General features: G+C 40.9%; 29 protein-coding genes and 1 pseudogene. 11 read left to right on the top strand and 19 right to left on the bottom strand.

The annotated features are described in order from the left end of the window. Positions 1-130: 130 nt before the first annotated feature. The 15 genes and pseudogenes from ABXS75_03305 to ABXS75_03235 form a co-directional block, all read right to left on the bottom strand. A complete protein-coding gene (locus ABXS75_03305; GenBank protein ID XCP85842.1) occupies positions 131-319 on the bottom strand; it encodes a cysteine-rich KTR domain-containing protein in 189 nt (62 codons plus the stop codon). A 15-nt stretch (positions 320-334) separates the two neighbouring features. Then, the gene (locus tag ABXS75_03300; GenBank protein XCP85841.1) at positions 335-625 is read right to left on the bottom strand and encodes a hypothetical protein; all 291 of its coding nucleotides are present in this window, start codon (positions 623-625) and stop codon (positions 335-337) included. After that, positions 622-924 carry a DUF2089 family protein gene (locus ABXS75_03295; GenBank protein XCP85840.1) on the bottom strand — a complete coding sequence of 101 codons (303 nt, stop codon included), beginning with the start codon at positions 922-924 and terminating at the stop codon, positions 622-624. The genes ABXS75_03300 and ABXS75_03295 overlap by 4 nt, the downstream gene beginning before the upstream one ends. A 220-nt stretch (positions 925-1,144) precedes the next feature. Further along, a complete protein-coding gene (locus ABXS75_03290) occupies positions 1,145-1,498 on the bottom strand; it encodes a hypothetical protein (GenBank protein XCP85839.1) in 354 nt (117 codons plus the stop codon). A gap of 77 nt (positions 1,499-1,575) precedes the next feature. Then, positions 1,576-1,995: a response regulator transcription factor gene (locus ABXS75_03285; GenBank protein XCP85838.1), complete on the bottom strand. Its 420-nt coding sequence runs from the start codon at positions 1,993-1,995 to the stop codon at positions 1,576-1,578. A 271-nt stretch (positions 1,996-2,266) separates the two neighbouring features. Beyond that, on the bottom strand, positions 2,267-2,866 hold the full coding sequence (locus tag ABXS75_03280) for a DUF1062 domain-containing protein (protein XCP85837.1): 600 nt from the start codon (positions 2,864-2,866) through the stop codon (positions 2,267-2,269). A gap of 192 nt (positions 2,867-3,058) precedes the next feature. Beyond that, positions 3,059-3,340 (bottom strand): CD3324 family protein, encoded by a 282-nt coding sequence (locus ABXS75_03275; protein XCP85836.1) that lies wholly within the window; start codon positions 3,338-3,340, stop codon positions 3,059-3,061. Positions 3,341-3,787: 447 nt separating this feature from the next. After that, positions 3,788-4,153 carry a DUF6050 family protein gene (locus ABXS75_03270; protein XCP85835.1) on the bottom strand — a complete coding sequence of 122 codons (366 nt, stop codon included), beginning with the start codon at positions 4,151-4,153 and terminating at the stop codon, positions 3,788-3,790. 140 nt (positions 4,154-4,293) lie between these two features. After that, positions 4,294-4,680 (bottom strand): annotated as a pseudogene (locus tag ABXS75_03265) (plasmid recombination protein). A gap of 171 nt (positions 4,681-4,851) precedes the next feature. Then, a complete protein-coding gene (locus ABXS75_03260; GenBank protein ID XCP85834.1) occupies positions 4,852-5,058 on the bottom strand; it encodes a hypothetical protein in 207 nt (68 codons plus the stop codon). A gap of 108 nt (positions 5,059-5,166) precedes the next feature. Further along, positions 5,167-5,400 (bottom strand): complexin-2, encoded by a 234-nt coding sequence (locus tag ABXS75_03255; protein XCP87078.1) that lies wholly within the window; start codon positions 5,398-5,400, stop codon positions 5,167-5,169. A gap of 151 nt (positions 5,401-5,551) precedes the next feature. Beyond that, positions 5,552-6,682, bottom strand: coding sequence for a helicase RepA family protein (locus tag ABXS75_03250; GenBank protein ID XCP85833.1), 1,131 nt, complete (start codon positions 6,680-6,682; stop codon positions 5,552-5,554). Further along, positions 6,679-7,002 carry a mobilization protein gene (locus ABXS75_03245; protein ID XCP85832.1) on the bottom strand — a complete coding sequence of 108 codons (324 nt, stop codon included), beginning with the start codon at positions 7,000-7,002 and terminating at the stop codon, positions 6,679-6,681. The genes ABXS75_03250 and ABXS75_03245 overlap by 4 nt, the downstream gene beginning before the upstream one ends. Then, complete coding sequence (locus ABXS75_03240) at positions 6,986-8,086, bottom strand: site-specific integrase (protein ID XCP85831.1); 1,101 nt, start codon at positions 8,084-8,086, stop codon at positions 6,986-6,988. The genes ABXS75_03245 and ABXS75_03240 overlap by 17 nt, the downstream gene beginning before the upstream one ends. A 20-nt stretch (positions 8,087-8,106) precedes the next feature. Further along, positions 8,107-8,286 carry a DNA-binding protein gene (locus tag ABXS75_03235; protein XCP85830.1) on the bottom strand — a complete coding sequence of 60 codons (180 nt, stop codon included), beginning with the start codon at positions 8,284-8,286 and terminating at the stop codon, positions 8,107-8,109. A 219-nt stretch (positions 8,287-8,505) separates the two neighbouring features. Between ABXS75_03235 and ABXS75_03230 the strand changes: the two genes are divergently transcribed. Together ABXS75_03230 and ABXS75_03225 are read left to right on the top strand one after the other, a co-directional pair. Beyond that, positions 8,506-9,033, top strand: coding sequence for a helix-turn-helix transcriptional regulator (locus ABXS75_03230; GenBank protein ID XCP85829.1), 528 nt, complete (start codon positions 8,506-8,508; stop codon positions 9,031-9,033). A 509-nt stretch (positions 9,034-9,542) separates the two neighbouring features. After that, on the top strand, positions 9,543-11,015 hold the full coding sequence (locus ABXS75_03225; GenBank protein ID XCP85828.1) for an IS1182 family transposase: 1,473 nt from the start codon (positions 9,543-9,545) through the stop codon (positions 11,013-11,015). Between the two features lie 422 nt (positions 11,016-11,437). Here ABXS75_03225 and ABXS75_03220 read toward each other — a convergent pair whose 3' ends face one another. Beyond that, positions 11,438-12,142, bottom strand: coding sequence for a recombinase family protein (locus tag ABXS75_03220; protein XCP85827.1), 705 nt, complete (start codon positions 12,140-12,142; stop codon positions 11,438-11,440). 473 nt (positions 12,143-12,615) lie between these two features. Here ABXS75_03220 and ABXS75_03215 point away from each other — a divergent pair, with 473 nt between their 5' ends. Beyond that, positions 12,616-13,281, top strand: coding sequence for a PBECR4 domain-containing protein (locus ABXS75_03215; GenBank protein XCP85826.1), 666 nt, complete (start codon positions 12,616-12,618; stop codon positions 13,279-13,281). A 754-nt stretch (positions 13,282-14,035) separates the two neighbouring features. Here ABXS75_03215 and ABXS75_03210 read toward each other — a convergent pair. Next, entirely contained in the window at positions 14,036-14,695 is a 660-nt protein-coding gene (locus ABXS75_03210; protein ID XCP85825.1) for a hypothetical protein, read from the bottom strand. Between the two features lie 22 nt (positions 14,696-14,717). Beyond that, the gene (locus ABXS75_03205) at positions 14,718-15,308 is read right to left on the bottom strand and encodes a hypothetical protein (protein XCP85824.1); all 591 of its coding nucleotides are present in this window, start codon (positions 15,306-15,308) and stop codon (positions 14,718-14,720) included. 196 nt (positions 15,309-15,504) lie between these two features. Here ABXS75_03205 and ABXS75_03200 point away from each other — a divergent pair, with 196 nt between their 5' ends. Then, positions 15,505-15,714, top strand: coding sequence for a helix-turn-helix transcriptional regulator (locus tag ABXS75_03200; GenBank protein ID XCP85823.1), 210 nt, complete (start codon positions 15,505-15,507; stop codon positions 15,712-15,714). Positions 15,715-16,137: 423 nt separating this feature from the next. Here the strand turns inward: ABXS75_03200 and ABXS75_03195 are convergent, their stop codons facing one another. Next, the gene (locus ABXS75_03195; GenBank protein XCP85822.1) at positions 16,138-16,368 is read right to left on the bottom strand and encodes a hypothetical protein; all 231 of its coding nucleotides are present in this window, start codon (positions 16,366-16,368) and stop codon (positions 16,138-16,140) included. Positions 16,369-16,896: 528 nt separating this feature from the next. Here ABXS75_03195 and ABXS75_03190 point away from each other — a divergent pair. The 7 genes from ABXS75_03190 (at position 16,897) to ABXS75_03160 (ending at position 22,325) form a co-directional block, all read left to right on the top strand. Continuing rightward, on the top strand, positions 16,897-17,094 hold the full coding sequence (locus tag ABXS75_03190) for an excisionase (GenBank protein XCP85821.1): 198 nt from the start codon (positions 16,897-16,899) through the stop codon (positions 17,092-17,094). A 146-nt stretch (positions 17,095-17,240) separates the two neighbouring features. Then, complete coding sequence (locus ABXS75_03185; protein XCP85820.1) at positions 17,241-18,914, top strand: phage/plasmid primase, P4 family; 1,674 nt, start codon at positions 17,241-17,243, stop codon at positions 18,912-18,914. A gap of 497 nt (positions 18,915-19,411) precedes the next feature. After that, positions 19,412-19,741 (top strand): hypothetical protein, encoded by a 330-nt coding sequence (locus ABXS75_03180; GenBank protein ID XCP85819.1) that lies wholly within the window; start codon positions 19,412-19,414, stop codon positions 19,739-19,741. Positions 19,742-19,899: 158 nt separating this feature from the next. Continuing rightward, a complete protein-coding gene (locus ABXS75_03175) occupies positions 19,900-20,376 on the top strand; it encodes a hypothetical protein (protein ID XCP85818.1) in 477 nt (158 codons plus the stop codon). After that, entirely contained in the window at positions 20,363-21,391 is a 1,029-nt protein-coding gene (locus tag ABXS75_03170; protein XCP85817.1) for a relaxase/mobilization nuclease domain-containing protein, read from the top strand. Before ABXS75_03175 ends, ABXS75_03170 begins: the two co-directional genes overlap by 14 nt. 28 nt (positions 21,392-21,419) lie before the next feature. Beyond that, positions 21,420-21,929 (top strand): hypothetical protein, encoded by a 510-nt coding sequence (locus ABXS75_03165; protein ID XCP85816.1) that lies wholly within the window; start codon positions 21,420-21,422, stop codon positions 21,927-21,929. A gap of 21 nt (positions 21,930-21,950) precedes the next feature. After that, complete coding sequence (locus ABXS75_03160) at positions 21,951-22,325, top strand: hypothetical protein (protein XCP85815.1); 375 nt, start codon at positions 21,951-21,953, stop codon at positions 22,323-22,325. Positions 22,326-22,365: the final 40 nt, after the last annotated feature.

Raw genomic sequence — 22,365 nt, 5'->3', positions numbered from 1 at the left:
TTAAAGGTAGCATTTCACATGTTCCTTAACAAGAATGCACTTTTTTGAAAGGGACTATCCTTTTGGGAAGTAGGAGTCTTTAGTCCTCTATAAAAAACTGAGCCGACAACCTAAGAAATATTTCAATAGGTTACCGGCTCTGCGTCCTAGCGTCTGGCTCTGTAATAACAAATATATTCAGTTGTCGTGCATCAATCATCGTTTCCTGTTTACATTTCGGACAAAACAAAGGAAAATTCTCAAGTACCGTATTTTCATGAATCTTTAATCTTGTCTTACCACCACAGACAGGGCAAAATATCCATTGTTTTTTTACCATGTCTTCCTCCTCTGCTTATTCAATATCTTTTGCTTTCATTTTATCCATTTCCGCCTGTTGAAGCTTTTTATATTTCTCCCTGCCTGTTCCCCAGTCTCCCCAGAATACCGTATTGGCTATGACAAATGGGAAAACATTCCTTACGGTAACTGGTACCCTGCCACTTGCAAAAATATAGATCGTTCCAATCAGAATAAGCATTGGGATAATGCCTCCCCAAAGAGGGTTTTTCAGTTTCGTACAGAGAAGATACTCTATAAAAAGCAACACACCAGCAACAGCAAATCCAATAACCAAATCAGTCATTTTTTAATCTCCTTTTCTTGCTTATATTTTTCAATAATAATCTTTGCAGTTTCTAAATCAATACGGGAATCCACTGCCAACCCTTTGATAAATGTCTGGAATGGTTCTTCCTCCTGGCGGTCATTCATCTCTATTTTTTGAATGAGCTTATCCAGGCGCAAGCGTACCGTTGGATACGACACTTCATACAGTTTAGCAATTTCCTTTAATGAACCTGATTTCAAAACGAAATTCTTTAAGAATGTAGCATCCTCCTGTTCCAGCGCAAGTATCCATTGTGGAATTTTATCTAGTTCCATTTTAATCCTCCTTTCATATTTTCTTTAATAAAACTTAGTATAGCATAAATTTTATTAAAGTCAATATCAAATTTTCAAGGAAATTTATTTAATCACAAATTAAAAAGCTGATAGCCACACCTGTTTCCAGATGCCTGCTACCAGCTCTTATTCACCCCACAAACCGATGCCCGCTTCCAACAACAGTCTCTATAAGCTATGCTAAAAGAAATGACCCATTCTAAGAATTGAATGAGTCATTTTCTATTTGTCTGATCAGATTTTCAACCTTTTCACTCGCCCGAATCACTCCTGTCCCTTGCAGAATCTGGAAAGCGTCAAACATCCCCTGCAGATACGCTTCCTGCTGTTCCTCAAAAGCTACTCTTTTCGTCTGCTCCATATACTTCTCCAGATAATCTTTATCAGCGGCAGGCATCCGTTCCTTCAATTTTTCGTATCCGGCACGAAGATTTCCCAAATCTTCTTTTTCTCTTTTACTGCCGGCAAGATGTACCAGTGTCTCCCTGCCTGCGTCCTCGCATCTCAGGTTCTGCAGAAAAAGCACCAATTTTTCCGTTACTTCATTTCCCATTTCCAAATCCTCCTTTGGTTAAAATATAGTTTTGTTTTATAAAATAAGCAGAGACTGCATATTTCATACATCCCTGCTCATCCTATCTTCTCATTAAATTTGTAACCTACGCCCCAGACTGTTTGAATGTAAATTGGCTTGGACTGATCTGGCTCGATCTTCTTACGGATTTTATTGATATAAGCAGTAATATTCCGGTCATCCGCCATATAATATTCTCCCCATATCCTATCATAAATCTGCTCTTTACTAAACACCTGCCCCTGGTTTCTGGCGAGAAATTCCAGAATATCAAACTCCTTACTCGTCATGGTGATTTCCTGCTTGTTCAGAAAAACCTGACGTTTTGATGGAACAATCTTCAAGTCACCAAATGAAATATCTTTCGTCCCATAGGTAGCTTTCTTAATGCTGTATCCGTATTGGACGGCCAGTTTCATTAACTCCTCACAAAAGCCCTCATGGACTTCTTCCATCCTAATAAATAGTGCATCCACTTTACATTCCCTTCCTACTGCATCTTAGACATGGTGAAGTAAATCTCCATATCTCTATCCTCTGCCATTTCAATCAAACTGTTATTACTATTTAAAAACTTTCAACTAATATTCCTATGCTTCAGATAACACACAAGATTTTCATTTTTTGCTATTATAAAATATTGGTCTGAGTGCGGTCTAAGAACCGTCTAAGGCTATTTTAAGATTTTGAAAATCGTTCGACGCAATACAACAAAATAAAACGGAGCCAATAACCTAGGACAAAATCTCATAGGCATCGGCTCTGCGTCTCAGTATTTGACTCTTGGTTGCAGTTTTCATTGAAAACAAGAATAATTCCATTCTTTAATCTACAATTTTTTAAATTTTGATCTGATATGCTTTTTATCCTTCCATCCAAAATTAACTGCAAATATTCTTTTTGCGATAAATGTAATTTCTCTCTAACTATAGAAGATACCTTTATAGCACATGAATATTTGCATTTTATCTCAAGCTCTACAGTTTCGTCTAAGTAAAAGTTATTCCCTATCACACTATATGAAGGTAATCCAACCTCCACACCATTCCCGCGCAAAAAGTCACTGTTCATTGCATATTGTTCCACAAGTTCTTCATCATTTTTATAAAAATCATCCAGCAGATTAGCTGGTAATAATTGTGGCGAAACACGAGAATAAATTGTAGCATTCCATGTGGTATCACAACTCAAACACTTATAAATCAACCAAATATCTAGACATCTTCTTTGAGCATTAACACGGAATTGTCCTGAACAAATAAATGCACTTTTTTTACCACATTTTTTACAATATTTCAATACAGGCAGTAGTGATAAATGCTGTACCTCCCATACTATTTTCTTCATATCATAAGTTCTCCATTCCGTAATTCTAAAAATAAGAGGTAAATAGTCATGATATTTTTTCAGCAATATCATTCCCTTTAACCTTCTCTCAAATCGTAACATTGTGAAATAATAAATCCAACCTAATACTCTTTTTATAATCGAACATAAGAAAAGGGCTGGTATAGCTTATGAAACTATACCAACCCAACTTTATTCTTTATAATCTTTTTTTAGCTGCCCGACAATTCGTTGAATACTTTTCAAAGATAAAAAATATTTTTCTGCCAAGTAATCCATAGATTCCCCTGAAAGATAATCTTCATAAATGCATCGATTCCTAACCTGTAATTCTTGACGAGTTGAAGTTGTTGCTCCCCAATCTTTTTTATTGTCAGAAATCCTGGGAATATAAAGAAATTCTCCATCAACATATTCTTGAACCTTTTGTAATAAATCTTGAGGCAGAATTTGTGTTGCACTTTTATAGCCCATTTCGTACTCCTATCACATTTTCTCTAACAGGAACAGCAAAGTCTATCTGCAACACCATTCAATTTTATTAGTTGCGATAGCTTTGCTTACGCAACAATAACGATAGGATTAAGCATAAATTCCCAATCCTCCTTTCTCTATCCATATTAATTTATATTAGCATAATAGATAAGCATATGAAACCTCAAATTTATTTATTAAATGAAAATGAGATTTCTATTTCATTTCTATTTCAAAATGGCACTGGAATTTGCTTTTTTAAGTTAGCCTACAAACCGATAGCCACTCCCTACCACAGTCTATATACTCATCTCCGATTTTTTCCCTGATCTGGCTCACCATAGTTGTTACCACCACCTCGCAATGTTTCGGGTTCTCTTTCCAGACTGCTTCGTAGATTGCAAGTAATAATGTAACAGTATGGATAAAAACAATTTATTTAAGCACTTACAAAAAGAACTTTACTAAAACATAAATCGCACGGAATACATACCACATAACTATCACTTCACCAATCAGACAACCCAATATTATATTTATGGCCCAAACACCCACGGTTCCCCCTATATCAAAATTCTTGGGTAGCAACCAAATACACATTCTATGTACTCCAAATGGCATACCGATCACCCACCATATTTGCCACCACTCAGTCCAGCCTAAAGATATGCAAAAATAATATGCAAGCCCACCCCATATTGTCAGAAACAACATCGGCAATATCGTTTTCTTTATCAATTTTTGGCCCATCATTCTTATCCCCTTTCTTGACTTTTCTTTTTTCATTTTTTCATTATACATAATACTTTTCAAATTTTAAAGCCAGCCTATCGCTGACGGGATCTCCTTTCATACTCATATAATCATGTTCTTTTTCGGTCAAAAAAATAGAACTAACACGGCAGAACCCCTGATTTTATTGGGTTTCTCCTTGTTAGTCCTATTATCTCACAGTCATCCATGTGGAGATAAGCACTAAATACTCTCAACGTAGGATTTCGCCGCTGGAAGGCCTGCATATATTTGTCTAGCACCTTTGCCGCAAGCTGTCCGTTCTCCGTTTTCGCTCCCATGTTGTCCTTATCCCCGATTTGCAGGATAATCTCATGGAATGGCTTTTCCTGTTTGCCGAAACAAATTTTTTCATAGTAGTCGTCAATCCGGCGGTCACTTCTGGTCTGCTTCTCATTATACCGGTCAAGTGCTTCATCAAATAATTCGTGATATACGTCTTTGATATTTTCGTTGCAGTATTCTATGTTCAGATAACTCCGTTCCGGGTCAGTGTTCTTTGCATGAAATTTTCTGCTATTATGGTTGACAGAGCCTTTCCCTGTCATAAAGCTGATCGTTCGCTTCAATCAATATCCTTTCTCCCGTCTGCCGGGTAATCAGCGCCGGATACGGCGCATAAGCTTTGTTACTTTCGTCGAAAGTAACGCGAAAGCACTTTTGACAGACGTTCCGTCCATCAAAAGCTGCCTTTGCGCTCTGCCGAGGGCTTTTCCGTCCTACGGACGGGGCGGCTGTTCCTGCCGCTTTGCTTCCGCTGCCATCGCTTTTCGAATAGCCGAAAGTAGGTTTTTCACCGTACATTCCTCCCACCCGGCAAGCCATACCAGCGTCCGCATTTCTGCCGCAGTCAATTCCACATCTCCGAATATCTCGTTGAGTGCGGCAATCCTCCGGGCTTCGCTTTCGTAAAAATATTCGTTCACGTTTCGGGTTCTCCATTTCGGTTGAATTATCATCGAATCACACCTTTCTCTTTGTCTACTATCCACAGGAGCGTGACACGCTCCTGTCTATTGTCATCAAGGGAAAATCTACCAGCGAAAGCTGTCTAGCACTCCTCGGTTATCCAGATATTCCTGTCTGGCTTTTTCCCGTTCTTCCTGTGTAGGCGCAGTCTTATATTTTGCGTATAGTTCATGGCGCACCAGCGAATCTAATTTCTGCTCTAAGCCCTGCCGGATTTCATGCAGACAATCATCATCTTCCACCAGATGATAGCGGAGCAGCGACACAAACAATTTATAAGGAATTTGCACGTTCTTCATCATTCAATCCTTTCCTTATTCCTGTCTGGCAGTGCCAGACATCAAGGTATCCTTTTAGGGGCTTCTGCGTCGGTTTGCGTCGATAGCGTCGATATTTTCTATACCAGTCCGCTATAAAAAATACCGTCGCAACCGACGCATATCGTCGCTCTTACTCTTTCCGCTCAAGCCGTTTCAAGACAATTTTCCTTTCATATCCCCGCTTATTGTCATAGAAAATGCCATAGTCATTAAGTAACTGGCTGTTGACTACATTTAGCTTTCTGGAAAGTACATTCGCCTGTAACTGCATATCCGGCAACTGGTTCACAAGCTCTGTTGCCGTTCCCTCCCATTCCGGCTTATCCTCCGTCAGAAATTCGTTGATTGCTTCCAACAGTGGGTTCGGCGGCTGCTTCCACAACTCCGTTTCCGCCTTTTTGAATTTCCAGACACAACGCTCCCGGTCAAACTCTATCGTCAGCTCCTGATCTGGCTGATCACTCCCTACAATGTCCAGCACAGCCAGATTATCAGTACGCTTTTTCTTGTGCATGATGAACGCCCCGTCTGCCGCGCCAAGCAGCCCGTTTGTGCCGGAAATCATATCAAAGCTGTCCTCGGATTCCAGCTTGCGTGTGTGATGAACCACCAGCAGGCAGATACCGTATTTGTCGCTGAACGATTTTAGCTTTGTCACAATTTCATAGTCACTGGAATAGCTGTACCTGTCCCCGCCGACCTCACGCACTTTCTGGAGCGTATCAATGATAATCAGCCTTGCGTCTGTATGTTCTTTAAGAAATTCCTCTAATTGCCTGTCTAAGCCCTCATTCAGTGTCTTTGCCTGTATCGCAAAGTACAGATTATCCGCACACTCTACACCAAACATACCGGAGAGCCGCCGCTGAAGCCTTGCATAATCATCTTCCAATGCCAGATACAGCACCGTCCCCTTTCGGACCGGATAATCCCACAGCGGAAGCCCTATTGCCACATGATAGGCAAGCTGCCCCATGAAGAACGATTTCCCCACTTTTGGAGCACCCACAAAGAGATAAGTGCCGCCATAGAGGAAACCGTCTACAACCGGCGTTCTCGGCGGGTAAAGCGTATCATACAATTCTGTCATAGATACTGTTTGAAGCCCGCCGCTCCCGGATTTCTCCGGGTTTTGTGCGGCTTGCAGATTGATTTGTGTTTGCGGATTTGCTATAATTTCAGTGTGATTTTTCATAATCGGCTGCGCCCCATCTGCGCCAACAGATGATACGGGAGCAGTCGTTTTCATTTTCTCTATCATTCATCTTCTCCTTTCAGACCGTCTAATGTGATTGCGATTACCTGCAGCGTATAGAGCAGTTCGTCATTGTCCGGGCTTAGCACTTCCAGCCGCTTCAATTCCTCATAGATAGCCGCCATTTGATTTTTCAGTGCTTTATAAACCCTCGGATTGCCCTGTACCACCACATCCCGGCACAGCAGCCGCCTTGTGATATAATCCTGCTTTGTCAAGCCAGACAATGCTACCAGGTCATTGAGCAGCTTCGCTTCCTCGTCCGATACCCGGAATGCCACCGTATGATTGCGCCACCGTCCTTTGTAATCAAGTGTTCTTTCCATTTGTATCCTCCTTTGTCATTCGCTCCATTTCCAGTTTCTCCGCCATTTCCGTCTGTACCGTAGGGAACAGGTGAGCGTAGCGGTAAGTGATTTTCTCCGCTTCATGCCCCATGCGCTCCCCGATTGCCAGTACCGAAAATCCCATGTCGATTAACAGGGAAACCGCACTATGGCGAATATCATGCACCCGAATCTTTTTTACGCCTGCCTGCTTTGCCCCTCGCTCCATCTCGTGATTAAGATAAGATTTTGTGACCGTAAACAGCCGCTCATCCGGCTTAATGTCATAGAGCATTTTGATATACTCCTGCATTTCCTCACAGAGAAAGGTAGGCATTTTAATGATTCGGTTGCTCTTTTTCGTTTTCGGGCTTGTAATAATATCCCGCCCTTTGGAACGATGAAATGTCTTGCTGATTGTGACCGTCTGATTTTCAAAGTTGAAGTCAGCCGGCGTCAGTGCCAGCAGTTCGCCAGAACGGATTCCGCACCAGTAAAGCATTTCAAAAGCATAATAGGAACGTGGCTTATCCATCATGGCTTCGGAGAATTTCAGATATTCCTCTTTCGTCCAGAAATTCATTTCCTTTGGAATCTCATTTCCCATAGTGCCAGCCCTCCTTGCAGGATTGTAAGGCAGGTTATAAAAGTTCACAGCATGGTTCAAAATCGCTGTAAGCTGGGCGTGTATGGTTTTCAGATAGTCCGCTGAATAAGGCTTCCCTTTCTTGTCCCGGTACGCCATGAGTTCATTCTGCCATGCGATAATGTCCTTTGCTTCAATCTCCGCTATCTTCCGGTTCCCGAAATACGGTAAAATCTTTGTGCGGATCACATGACTTTTGGATTCCCATGTGCTCTCCTTGACACGCTGTTTCTTATCAGTTTCATAAATCTCAAAAAAACTTGCAAATGTCATATCCAGCTTTGCTCCTTGTTTCAGCATGGCTTCATGCTCCCATGCCTGTGCTTCCCTTTTTGTGGCAAATCCCCTCTTCTGTGTCTGCTTCCGCTCTCCTTTCCAGTTTGTGAAGCGATAAATTACCCGCCATGTTCCCGTAGCATTGTCTTTGTATACAGCCATTCAAATCATCTCCTTTCCGCTTAATCGCTGTAACAGACCTTTTTATGAAAAAATGTAGCGTTCACACGGCCAGCCACCGTCAGATAGCCCTGTTTCTGCAATTCTGCGTTCAGTTCCCGCACAATCTGGTAGGCTTTTGACTTTGACACCCGTAATTCCGCTGCCACTTCCTCCACTGTCATAAATGATTTTTCAGCCATTCAGTTATCCTCTCCTTTTTGTCCTTAACTGTTTTTGTTTAATGTCTGTATGTATAATACTAAATAAATTCCGTTAAGTCAAGTAGTTTGCGGAAAAATCTTAACTTTTTTTATTTAAGTTTCTCTTGCTATTCCTATTACACCATGTTATACTAACTTCAACAGAAATGTTTAAGTCAAGAATGATTGTATCACTATAACTACAACGGAGGTTTTATTATGGCAATTGGCAAACGAATCCGCTTTTTCCGCAATCGAAAAGGCATGACGCAGAAGCAGCTGGGTGAAATCCTTGGTTTTCTGGGAAAGACCTCTGATGTCCGTATGGCACAATACGAATCGGAAGCCAGAACACCGAAGCAAGACCTTGTAAAAGAAATGGCACATATCCTTGATGTCAGCCCTCGCGCAATCACAGTCCCGGAAATAGACAGCTATATCGGGCTTATGCACACGCTCTTTGCACTGGAAGATATGTACGGGCTGAAAATCGGAGAAATTGACGACGAGGTGTGTCTGCGGCTGGACAAATCCACCGGCTCCACCTACTCCACCATGTTTGATATGTTCCATGCATGGCAGGAACAGGCTGCCCGTCTGGAACAGGGGGCGATAACCAAAGAGGAATACGACCAGTGGCGGTACAAATATCCCGAATTAGATACCTCAAATCACTGGAAGAAGATTGTACCCTCACAGGGATTAAGTGACCTGATTACACAGGCTTTAAAGGACGAAACTGATTGATTTCCAACCCGAAAATGCACACTGTCCCGCCGCCTGTCAGTTCCTTATCCACAAAAAAAAACCTTACCGACTTTCAGCTTCATTTCTGAAAATCAGTAAGGTTTTTCTGTTATTGAAGTATTCTGTTATTCAGTGAGTGATACCCGAAATGTTGCCAAATCGTTGCCAGCGCTTAAACAAATTTGCTTGTAATCCGCATAAACACTAGACTTTTCAAACCCATTTCTGTTCCGGTGTAACCCTCACTATCCTGAAAAAGGCAAATCTCACCATCCTCCCGTAACATCCCACCGGCAACAACATCCCCCGCCTCAAAAATCCCGTAACGAGATCACGTAACAACCTCTCGCACCTATTCTCGTAACAACCTCCCATAGCTATTTCCCACATCATCTCTCACCCCTCAAACCCGCATAAATAAAGGGCACTGAAAAAGTCTGATTCTAAAAAAGAATTGGGCTTTTTTAATGTATCCATTATAATAGAATCATGAGGAAGGAGGTTCTGCCATGTTGAAAGACCATTCACAGTTGAAACTTTCATTATCACCCTATCAGGGGATTTATGATGCAATCATTCCAGCAAATCATCTTTTGCGTAGAATTAAAGAAAATATAGATTTTAGTTTTGTAAATCCAATGCTCCGTAAACAGTATTGTGAAAATTTCGGGCGGCCGGCGAAAGAACCGGAGATGATGTTTAAACTGCTTTTTCTGAAAAAGCTGTACGATCTGTCCGATGAAACCCTGATCAGCAGTGCTCAGACAGACATGGCATATAAATTTTTTCTGGATCTGGAACCAGAAGAAAAAATGATAGATCCCAGTCTTCTGACGAAATTCAGAAAGACCCGCATCACGGAAGATATTCTGGAGGAAATGCTGAAAGAAACAATCCAGCAGGCTCTGGACAAAGGTCTAATCAAATCGGGAACGATTATCGTGGATTCTACCCACACAACTGCATCCGTCCGAGCGAAATCCCCCACACAAATCCTGAGGGATATGAGTAAACAACTTCGGAAAGAGATTTATAAAAATGCTTTTGAATTATCAGAGAGATTTCCAGAGAAACCATCTTTGGAAGCAGGATTGGACGAAGAGATCGCCTATACGAAGGAACTGCTCCAGGTTCTGGAGGAAGGGATAGAAACCTGTGGAAATCAAAAGATACAGAAAATCTCTAAAGAGATGAAAGAACTGCTTGAGAACGAACAGATCAGAGAGATCCGTTCCAAAGATGATAAAGATGCACGGTTTGGGCACAAAACGGCGACCAGTACGTTTTATGGGTATAAGAATCATCTCGCAATGACAGAAGGCCGTCTGATTGCTGGGATAAGTGTAACAGATGGAGGAGCACCGGATGGTCAGGAATTGCCGAAACTGATAGAAAAAGCACAGAAAAATGGAATAAAAGTAACAGAAGTTATCGGAGATATGGCATATGTCAGTGATGATAATCTGGAAGTATGCGGAAAAGAGATTGCACTGATTGCCCGAACGAATACAGCTGTAGCGGCGGCTGCAAACGGAAACCTTGCGGAGGGGTTCTGTTTCAATAAAGATGCAGGGTTGCTGCAATGTCCTGCCGGAGAGCTTTCCATGCGAGTGGAAAAGAGAGCTGCCAAAAACGGGAACACCTATTTAAGATATATATTTAGCAAAGTTAAGTGCCGGAAATGCCCGCAAAGAGAAAACTGCCGTGTAGGAAAATCAAACTCAAAAGAACGGAGTTACAGTATCACGCAGGCAAGCGCGAAAAACATGGAAAGGCTTAAATTTGAAGAAAGTGAATACTTCCAAGAGAGAATGAAAATCCGGCATAGGATAGAAGAAAAGAATGGAGAATTAAAAGAAGCCCACGGTTTGCGCAGAGCAGATTCAAGAGGGTTATTTGCTATGCATGTTCAAATGTATTTTACCGCATTTACAGCAAATGTAAAAAGGATAGTAAGATTACAGGAATTGGCTATGGCTTAAACCATAGCATTATTCTGTAATCTTATCGAAAAAGAACTGAAAATCACAAAAAATCGTCATAAAAGAAAAACTCCCACTTAAAAAATGGAAGTTTTTCAGTGCCCTTATAAATACGGCATTTGTGGCAGTTTTCCGCAACGGGATTTACGCCTGTCATACCCCCAATCCTATTTTCCCGAACCAATCCTCCTCCACATAAAAATAGCCCCAGACATGGGCCATTTAACCCAGTCTGAGGCTCAATTTTTTATGCTAATTTGTTAACGATTGAGGCTAACGATTTTTGTCTTTTTGAGGATAACAAATGTTGCACGGAAACATAGTGTTAAATCGAACCCTTTTATTTATGATTATTTTGGAATACATTTTTACCTATATTTTCGCTATAAATCATCACAAAAATATTCCGTATTATTTTGGCACTAATTACGCTCCGCAAGAAGTTCCCTTTTATACCTGTAATAGGTGGTTTTGGAAATTTGAAGGTAATCTCTGAAAATTTTTGTGTCTGTATAAAATCCGTCAAAGTCTTTCGATAATTCCCGGATTTTCTTCTTAATAGCATTTGCTTTTTCTTTTGACAGATTCGGGCTGCCCGCTGGTCTGCCTTGCTTCGTCTGGCTCCGCGCTTTCCCTTCTCTGACACGTTTAATCAAAAATAAGCGTTCATGCTCTGCCTGTTCAAAAGCCAATCGGATATTATCCTTCAAATTTTCTTTTTCAAATTCTTCTACCAATTCCAGAATGCCATTAACGAGATTATCCATTTTTGCGTCCTGCGATTCAATACGATGAAGATGTGATTGTGTACGGCGTTTGTACTCCTCTGTATCAATATGCCGCTCCTTTAAAAAAATCAGATTGACATTCTTATGAAACAATTCCATATAAAGTGCATATCCCTCTGACGCATTTCTGCTCATCCTGCTAACTTCATCGAAGATAATCGTATCACCAGATTTTACACGTTTTAAGAGCTTCTGGAACTCATTGCGCCCCTCAATATCTTTACCAGACTGTTTTTCAATATAAAGAATTGCGTCATTGTCAAAATCCTTAATATTATCAATTTGTCTCTGTACCTTCTGTTGTTTGGTCGAGACTCGGATATATCCATAAATACTCATTTTGTCTCACCTGCTTTTCTTGTATATTGCTCTTTATAAATTTATTTTAGCTCATATTATTCAGAATGGAAGTGTTATCATATCAAATAATAAATTCTATGCCACTTTTTATTTTTTCTTCAGCATGAGCATTTTTCCAGAGATTCCTTGTGATTTTAGTTGACAAAAGGGTGGTTTTTGCATATACTTATACCAAGAACAGTAATGTTCTTCATGTGCAAGCATGACAAGTTGTGAACAATTGGAAGTTGTTAAAAGTCCAAATCCGTTTTTGTATGGCTATAGGCGATACGAGGCTGACAACCAGCATTGAAGTTGTGAACAATTGGAAGTTGTTAAAAGTCCAAATCCGTTTTTGTATGGCTATAGGCGATACGAGGCTGACAACCAGCAGGAAACTTGCAATTAGGAGCAGGAGAAATGGATTTCTCCTGCTTTTATTTTTTGCATATAAAATACATAGGAGTAGACGTATGGAGACGTTATCAAATGGACATAAAAGCAAGTTAAGAAATCAGATAATTACTGGGGCACGAAATTATAATAAATATTTGGTTAATAAAGTGTTTAAGATTGTGTGTGCCGACGGACTTGAGGTTGATGTTCGATTTTTTCCATCGGATTATAAGCATTTAACAGGTCTTTATAGTAATTTGGGTGATGATGATTTTTATCGAAATTGTGTTTTGGGAACGATTGATGTTGGAAATATTGCTACAGACCAAAAGTATAATTGGAGTACATTAAGAACAAAGGGAAAACATGTTGAAAAAATTCATGAATTGTTTTATAAAGATGGTGGTAAATCTTTACTTTTGGAAGTATTAGATACTAGAACTTGTATATTTCCTTATGCTGTTAAAAGCCCTGCCAGTAATATGTGCATTGGGTTTGCAACTGATGTTAATAAGGCAAGAACTTTAAGAAAAGCCAGCGCTTCAACAAAGTCAAAAGCAGAAAAACGGATTATAGCTATATTTGCAAAACAGGTGGGAAATATTACATATAATGAACTGGTATATGTTTCAAATGTAGTTGGTATATATGAAAAGGATGAATTGTTATTGGATAAACTTGATGATTCCCTTCAGATGAAATTTTTAGAAATTATTACTAAGCCTGAACAGTTATGTGTATAGTTTGGTCAGTAACATTTTTTCTATACTATTATCAATAAAATAATAATTTTGATAGCATAATAGTAGGTTACGAAGCCTTAAAAATCGTCTTAATAGATATTTTTTTGTAAGTTTGGTCTCCGTGGATGATGGGACTTGAATTTAGAATATCATCCAATTGTATGATAAAATAATAACTCCACATATGTGGGGTTATTATTGTGTTAGGAGACATATGATAAAATTAGTGATTGCAAGATTTTGTTGTACCTTTGAGGTCAAATATATCTGCAAATGTTCCTAAGTCTCAGTATTTTTCTTTACCACCGAATTCAAGAACCAGGGTTAATTGTCATCATGGTGTGCATTATATTAAATTGTTTCCGATTATGAGAAAATATATTGATACATATTTTGTTGGAAATAATAGTTATTATAATGGTGTTCTAAATATATTGGCACAAAATGAGAGTAAAATTGTTTATGATTGTCAGAGATATTTGAATGAGTATGAAAATGGTGATAAGCATCGAATGACACCAGATATTGATGGGATATTGTCTATTTTGAGAAATGTGTGATGTATGTAGGTAATTTGCTACGTTAGTAGCCATTTGAAACAACAATAGGGAGGTAGCCAACGGCTACCTCCCTCTTGTTGTTTATTTGTTGTATGTTTTGTAGGATTTTATGTAGTATTTTGTTGTTTTTTGTATTTATGAAAAAATATACAGGTCGGGACTAAGTCCCGACCTGTATTGGTTGAAAGTACCTGTTATTTGCGTGCACCGCAGTCACAGTATTGATAATCAACACGAGTTTGATTTTCGTAGATGGGTTCATCCCAAGCTTCTTTTACTGTGACAGTTTCAGAGTGACCACCTTCTTCTTGTTGACTAACTGCACAAGAATGGTTTCTTTGGTCACCTGCAAGGAGCATGTCTACTGTGTGTTGTTCGTATGCGTTCATTGATTTGAACATTTGTCCACAAGAACAATCAACATAAGTTACCATTTCACCAGGAACCCACTGTTCTTCTGTCACAGCATCATGATGCTTTGTACCTGTCTGCACTTTCTCAGTGACAGTGTGGTTTTTCCAGCTGTGCGTATGAGCAGGCTTCGTTTCGGTAGGCTTAGACGGCTGAGTCGGAGTTGGCTGTGCAGGTTTGCTTGGCTGAGAAGGTTTTACTTCAGGCTTGCTTTCAGCAGGCTTAGAGTCAGCTTTGCTGTCTTCAGTAGGCTCTGACTTGTCCTCGGATTCCGTCTCAGGTTTCGTTTCAGGTTTCGTCTCTGGTTTTGATGATTCTTCCGATGATGATTCATATTTCGATTCTAATGTATCCTTCATCTTGTCGGATGACCCGCATCCGACAAGGCTCACAATCATCATACAAGATAAAATCACCATCAACAATTTATGTAGGTGTTTCACCTTTTCCATCTCCTTTAATTATTTACTCTGTTACTTCTTTTACCGTAAGGTTATAGTCACCATTTACATCGACAAGGTCGGTAAGTGACAGGTGTACATAGTAAGTAGTATTTGGTTTCAAATCTTTCAGCTCTTCGACTTCGATTTTTCCATCATCGAAAGCATTGAAATGAGAACCAATTTTCTCGCCATTTTCATCACGAAGAACACCTTGGATTTCAAGACCATACGCTCCTCCGTCTGTGGTGGTGTTTTCGAGGATTACATTATACACTGATTCTTTATCACTTGCGGTAAAAGTATACCATACAGATTTACCTCTTTCAACTTCCCCTGATACGGTTTCACCTACGGTAAGCGGAAGTGCGTTCGTCATGCTTGCACCAGGTGTTGATTCGTCGGTTTCTTCCGGTTCGGATTCTGGTTCTGCAGATTCTTCCGGTTCCGTGGTTTCTGGTTCAGATTCTTCTTCCTCTTCCTGTTCTACAGGTTCAGTTTCTTGCTGTTCCTGCTGCTGCGGTTCTGCTGGTTCCTGTGCTGGTTTGCTGCCGCAAGCGGTAGATGCAAGTGTCAGTGTTGCCGCAATCAAGATTAGTACTAATTTCTTCTTCATGTTGTATTACCTCTCTTCTTTTGATGTTGCTGTATATGTACTGTAGCACCCGACAAAATCAGATGAACAACAGACACATCACATACATTGTATACACAGTATTATAGACAAATATTTGTTAATATGCAAGATGCAAAAGTCACATCATAATCATAATAAAGATTTATCTACACTATTATGATTCGGAGGGATTGCCGTGATTTCATACGCCCCACTTTGGGACACGATGCAAAAGAAGGGGATTACCACATACACACTGATTTACAAAAAAGGTTTTAGTCCGTACACGATAACAATGTTAAAAAGAAATCAAAGCATCACGATGAATACACTGGAAAAGTTGTGTGCGGTATTGGATTGTACGCCGAATGATGTTGTTACTTTTACAGAAGATGATAATATTTAAGCAGATGGTTTTTCGCCGTCTGCTTTTTTTGCATGGACATTCTATGCCCATGCGATGCCCATGTAATGGGAATACTGTGCCTATGCCATGCCCATAGAATGCCCATGCAAAAACTGCTCATAAATGAGGAGAAATGGGCAAGATGAGGGATATTGGCACAGGGAGGCAGATACGGGATATGGCGTGAGCGTGGGACGGTGTGGCGTATCTGGATTCGGTGCCAATGTTCCGGGGGCATGGGTTTATATAAAAATTGTACAATTTTTGTATAAATTTGTTTTGGTTTTTGAAGGGGGAGTCCAGAGGTGGAAAGCCCTTTGGTCCACATAGTAGAGATAAAAGATGTGAAACGCTTTTGTCACTACTATTAGTGGAGTGATAACGTCAATATCCCACCTGCACAAGACTAAGCAGCGCACCACATTATTGTTCCGTGATGATCGTTGCTTTTTTTATTATTTCAACCTTTTTATCAAAGAAATCCACAATATCTACCTCTTGTAGCTGTAAATATTCCTCTACCCACTCACATATTACAGAGCAGGTCTTGTCCCATGCCAGAACCGGCAATGGCTCTAACGTCTCTGCTATTCCATACATCCGGGCAAGTTGAATTGCAACATCCCAAAACGTTTCATTTTTTTGCTTATTCATATTTGATATCTCCTTTTTAAATTGGCACCCGGATTCATATTAAATTATGTACCTCTTTTAACTCAGTTTATATTTTGTTTATATTTCGTTTATATTTTATTTATTTTATTATTCTTTTTTTATTTTTAAGTTTTCCCCCTAAAATAAGCTAATTTCTATACCCAGTATAGGTTTTAAGACGATTGGCCTGTTTTTTTCGCTATATTGACAAAACCCAAAGGAAAGGGTATAGTATATACAGAAGCACACAGAAGGCTTCACGAAATCATAGAATTGAATAAAACCGTGTTTAATTACGTGGAGATTCGGCAAACGGCCATACTAATACACCTCACCTCCGGGCAGTATTAGTGCCAGCACAGACGGAGGGTGAAAGAGAAGGTCGTCCGGACGTATGATTACCGGTGCTGAGTGTCATTTCACTTAGTATTATATTTTTGCATAGCAGCGGCGTAATGAACACAGATTCCCAAAATTGGGAGTTTGTGTTCATTGCGCCGTTTTTTTCGTGGAAAGGAGGTGGAACATATGCGTGAGACAGCTATTTCAGAAGCAATTACCATCGATATGAATGAGGCCGCAAAATTGTCTGGTCTGAGCAAAAGTAAGATTTACAAGCTCGTCAAGCAGCCTGACTGCAACTTTGCCCTGTATGTGGGGCCAAGAAAACTTCTCATCAGATACCGGCCATTTAAAGAGTATCTGATGACACACGATTTTATCTAGGTAACAACAAAAGGCACCAACCGCTGTGAAGCTCTGTTGATACCCTGTGTCTGATAATTCGTCCAAAATTATTATATCAGATATACGAAAAAAGTCAATTTCACAGCTGCGGGGCCGATATTACACAAAGAAAGGAAATATTTATAATGGAAGAAACTACAAACAATGCTTCTGCCCCAAATACCGGGCAGACATCACCTACATCATTCTGTGAAAGCCGGGATTCCCTTATCGAGCAAATCACAAAGGAATATCTCGCAACCATTGACCCGCAGAATCCTCCATCGCCAACAAAACTCAAAGAAGATTTGCTGGGCCGAATCAGAACGGAAATCAATATTGTAAATTCCATCAAAGCGAAAGGGGAAAAATTCCGTTATCTCAAGGAACTCTGTCCCGCACAGATCGCAGCGATTTTGCTTCACCTCTATTGCATTGCCCGGGTGGTTACTGCAAGTGATGACAGTGGCTACGATATTCTGGCCCTCTACCAAACGGAAGGGGAAAACAAAGGCACCTATGTTTCAGATCCAGCTGCTCTCCGTAGACTTGCGAGACAATACAGCTATATGTTGGACAGCCGTGGCTGCAAAGAGGTAGAAACAATTTTATGGGACACTGCACCTCGCGTCCCCCGCTGTACGGAACCAAACCTTATCGCCCTTAACAATGGTATTTTTGATTATGACGCAAAGGTTCTCCATCCTTTTACAACGGATAAGGTCTTTCTTACAAAATCAAAAGTGAATTATAACATTTTGGCCAGAAATATCATTATTCATAATGATGAAGATGGTACAGACTGGGATGTAGAATCATGGATGTGCAGCTTATCTGACGACCCCGAAATTATTCGTCTTTTATGGGAAATTCTGGGGGCAATCATCCGGCCTAATGTGCCATGGAACAAATCGGCATGGTTTTACAGCACTCAAGGCAACAACGGAAAAGGAACACTTTGCGAGCTCATGCGCCAGCTTTGTGGAAAAGGAAGTTATACTTCTATCTCTCTTTCCGATATGGGGAAAGACTTCATGCTCGAACCGCTTATCCATTCCAGTGCCATTATTGTTGACGAGAATAATGTTGGCACCTTTATTGATAAGGCTGCGAACCTGAAAGCCATTATTACCGGTGATGTGCTTCAAATTAACCGCAAATTTAAGACTCCCATCTCCTATCAGTTCCGGGGTTTTATGGTACAGTGTCTGAATGAAATGCCAAGAATCAAGGATAAATCCGATTCCTTTTTTCGCCGCCAGCTGTTCATTTTGTTTGAAAAATGCTTTACCGGAAGGGAACGCAAGTATATCAAGGAGGACTATCTGCACAGGCCGGAGGTTTTGGAATATGTGCTGTATAAGGTACTGAACACGAATTACTATACACTCAGCGAACCAAAAGCGTGCAAACTTGCGCTGGAAGAATACAGGGAGTTCAACGACCCGATTCGGCAGTTTATCGGCGATATTCTCTCCGAATGTGTGTGGGATTTACTTCCCTTCTCCTTTGTTTACGATTTATATAAGGCATACTTTAAAAGATGGAATCCCTCAGGCACCGTACAGGGGAAAAGTAGTTTCCTTAACGAACTGCTCTCAATTCTTGCCAAAGACCCGGATTCCGAATGGTACTGTGACGATAAGCAAAAAAAGATTCGCACAGGCAGCAAAATGGATAAACCGGAACTGTTTATCCGGGAGTACGGATTGGTTGAATGGGTAAACCCCCACTACAGTTCCAGTTATGATAACGATAAATACTGTAGGCCATGCCTGAAAGAAAGTTACCGTGGCTTGCTCCGAAAAGGAATCTCATAAATACAGCGTGCCATGAAAATGGTACAGGGACATACAGAGCTGGTATAGGAATATTCCCGAATGGGGATATCCTGTACCACTCTTACCAAATACATGGTACAGGCAAAGTCCAAAGCAGGTAAGAGACATATTACAGATGTACCAATGTACCACTAAAAACAGAAATATAATATATGGATAAAAACAATATCTAATATATCATGAAAAGTATTGATATTTTTGATTTATCTGTTTTCTGTAAATATACAGTTCTGGGAAACATGGTACTTTGCCACAAATTCTTCTTTGTAGCACTGGCATTGATTTTTACCTGTACCCCGTAAAATCGTCTCTTGCCACAGATGGGAAAAGCCTTATACCTGTAAAGCATTTCCCTGTACCACAAAAACGGTACATATACGGTTTCCCCCACCCCATCTCACTCTTGTTTTTTTGTATTACGGGGAGAGGGGTATCACAAAAAATATAAACAACTATTGGATCAGGAGGTTTTTAACATGATTGCAAATAAATATGTACACATGACAGAGGAACGCATTGACAGTATGATTGAGCGTTTGCAAGAAGCAAAAGAACTGAAACGCCAGCAGCGCATTAAAAATATCGGTGAAGCTGCGCTGCAGATTTTTGGCGACCGTCTCCCGAGCGACAAGTTAGAATTATACGACTTTTTCCAAGACCTGTCGCCAAACACGCAGCATGATCACGCACCAGTTACCGTTGCCGATATCTTCTCCGAGAATGCGTTGGCGTCCGAGCAGGAATCCATTCCGAACCCATTTCAACCGGACAGTTATAACCGTTACGTCAATCCAGACCGCAACTGAAATCCTGAAACAGGGTTCAAAGGGACGGAGTCCCTTGCAAGCAGCCAATCGGTTCTCACGAAAGTGAGTAAGATTGGAACTGCTTGCAGAATGTACCCGGCCCAATCGTGCCCAAAGCTTTTCAGACAGACCGAAACCTACTATGAAGGAGATACTTTATGAAAAAAGAACGATTGCAGATTATGGTAGATAAACCATTATATGATTCCATCAACAAGGTAGCCGAGCAGCGCCACATGTCGGTATCAAAAATCGGCTCTCTTCTTCTGGATGAGCAGTTGAAGCCGGGTTTGATATCGACACTTCCGGAAAAGAATGCCGAACAGTTAAAAGAGGCTATTGAAACACTGAACGAGCAGCTTTGCATGGTCATGAATTACCACCGCCAAATCGGTGTGAACTTAAATCAACTGGCCCGAACTTATAACACCTATGTAAAACAGGCGGGGGGAAGTGGTAACCTTGATGATTTCAACGATTATATCAAGGACAAGGTTTCCTTTCTCGGGACTCCCTATAATGGAGCAGTAGAAGAACTTCCCACCCTCGTAGAATACATTCAGCGGGAGCAAAGATGTATCGGAAATTTGTACTTGAAAGTTGTGAGGGAGGCGGGGTTATTTGAGTGTTTGTAGTGTCATTCCCTGTTATTATCTGGAAGCGGCCATCCGCTATTCGCTGGATGGTGACGGCCACAACGGGAAATCCGACCGGGTACTTGCCTGTACCGGTGTCGGCATGAAAAATTCTAATCCATGGTCTCAGATGTATATCGGCCAAATGAGAGGCGACCTGATGAAAAACGGGCGGGACAATAAAGCCGGGAAAGCTATCCAGTGTTACCGGTATTTGCAGAGCTTTTCACGGCGAGAACTTGACCCCAACAATCTGGACGATGTAATGACGGCCCACGAAGCGGGCGTACAGCTTGCAAAGTCCATGTTCCCAGGCTATAAAGTTCTTGTAGTCACCCAAGCTGATGGGAGCGGCAGCACGTACCAAAAATATGGCGATGATTACGGATGTCTTCATAACCACATTACCGTGGTCAATGCCAGAGCCAGTGATGGGAAATGCCTCCGGGGCAAACAGACCACCTGGCTGTGTAAAGACGGCTTCCGAGACACATCTGACAAAATTGTGAAACAGTTAATTGGTAACCGCTTCGATCCAGGAAAAGATACGGAGGTCCCGTCCTCTTCCACAACGCTCCGAGCTATGTGTAAGCGTAATGAAACGCTTATCGAAAATGGCGAGGCCCCCAAATACATCGTCATGGAAGATTTACTCCAACGTGTACTGGATTCCAAAAACAGTTCTGTAAGCTGGGACGATTTTAAAGCCCGCCTGCAGACGAACGGGGTACACATCAAAGATTTATTACCGGACGGCCATTTAAACCCCAAGCATAAGTATGTGACCTTTGTCCTTGATGACCTGACCGCATACCACGCAGCCGGAGGCAAGAAAAAAAGCGTATCCATGAGAGGCAGTAAAAAAGACCCTTCCCTTGAACGCAATGAGCTGATTGCTTACTTCCGAAAAAAAGAACTGGATCAAAGACAGGCAGCACTGGAAATCAAATTTCCATTCTGCCAGAGCTCCCCGGAAGAAGATAATCCAGATTATGATGAATATGAAAATCTTTAAAAAATTTACAATAAAGGAGATTACAAAAATGAATAACAACATGAAAAACATTAACGTAACTGAAAACACCACCAATACCATTAACACTATCAAGGAGGAAACCACCATGACCAATAATTTAGTAATGAACCATCTTTACCTGAGAGATTACAATGCGGCAAACACCAAAGGCCTGAAACCTCAAACAGCTGACAGCAAAAATATTGACCGTCTGAACCTGAGAGCATGTATCACAGAACTGGTCAAGGAGAATATTGCTATCGACCCGAGAAAAACCTACTATGTATATGCCATGATTACAAGAGAGACCTGCCATAACGATGTCAGCTATGAACTCAGTGTTGTTGTAGGTGAAGAAAACCGGGATTTTGTCAAAGAACACTGTTTCCCAACATATTTCCCAGAATGGTACGATCCGACAGACCGTTACGATTTCCAACACGTATGTACCGGCCTTCCCTTCATGCCAGATAACGAGGCTTCCCAGATTCTGCACGAATTATTTGAGGAAGCCCAAATTCCCACGCAGGCAGTCTAACTAACGGAAGGAGGCAAAGCCATGGCCGGAGGAATGGTACGCTGCCAATGTAAAAAATGCGGCGTTACATTTTATAAATTTCAAAAAACCCATATCCACGATATTCATGACTGGGACGATTCCAAAGAGTGGGAAGAATGGGCAAACAGTTATTATCATTTATGCGATAATTGTTACTACAAGGCCTGCCGCAAAAAGGAAAAGGCAGATGGCTTTAAAGTTATCCGAATCAAGTACCGGGACTATATGACCTTGTACCGGAAATGCCGAAAAGTAGCCAATTCCTACGATAAAGCCACAAAATCTGTAGAAATTGTCGTCAGCCCGGAACAGTTCCGGGAAATCAAAGCCACCGGCAGACTGATTTCCGTTGTCTGTACCGAACAGCTTATCTAAAAAAACTACAGGACGCCTGGCCAATAAGGCCAAGCGTCCT

This window comes from Roseburia hominis (assembly GCA_040702975.1).
Classification (GTDB): Bacteria; Bacillota; Clostridia; order Lachnospirales; family Lachnospiraceae; genus Allocoprococcus; species Allocoprococcus hominis_A.
Note: the sequence above shows the minus strand (reverse complement) of the source record. Positions and strands in the feature narration are given on the sequence as shown.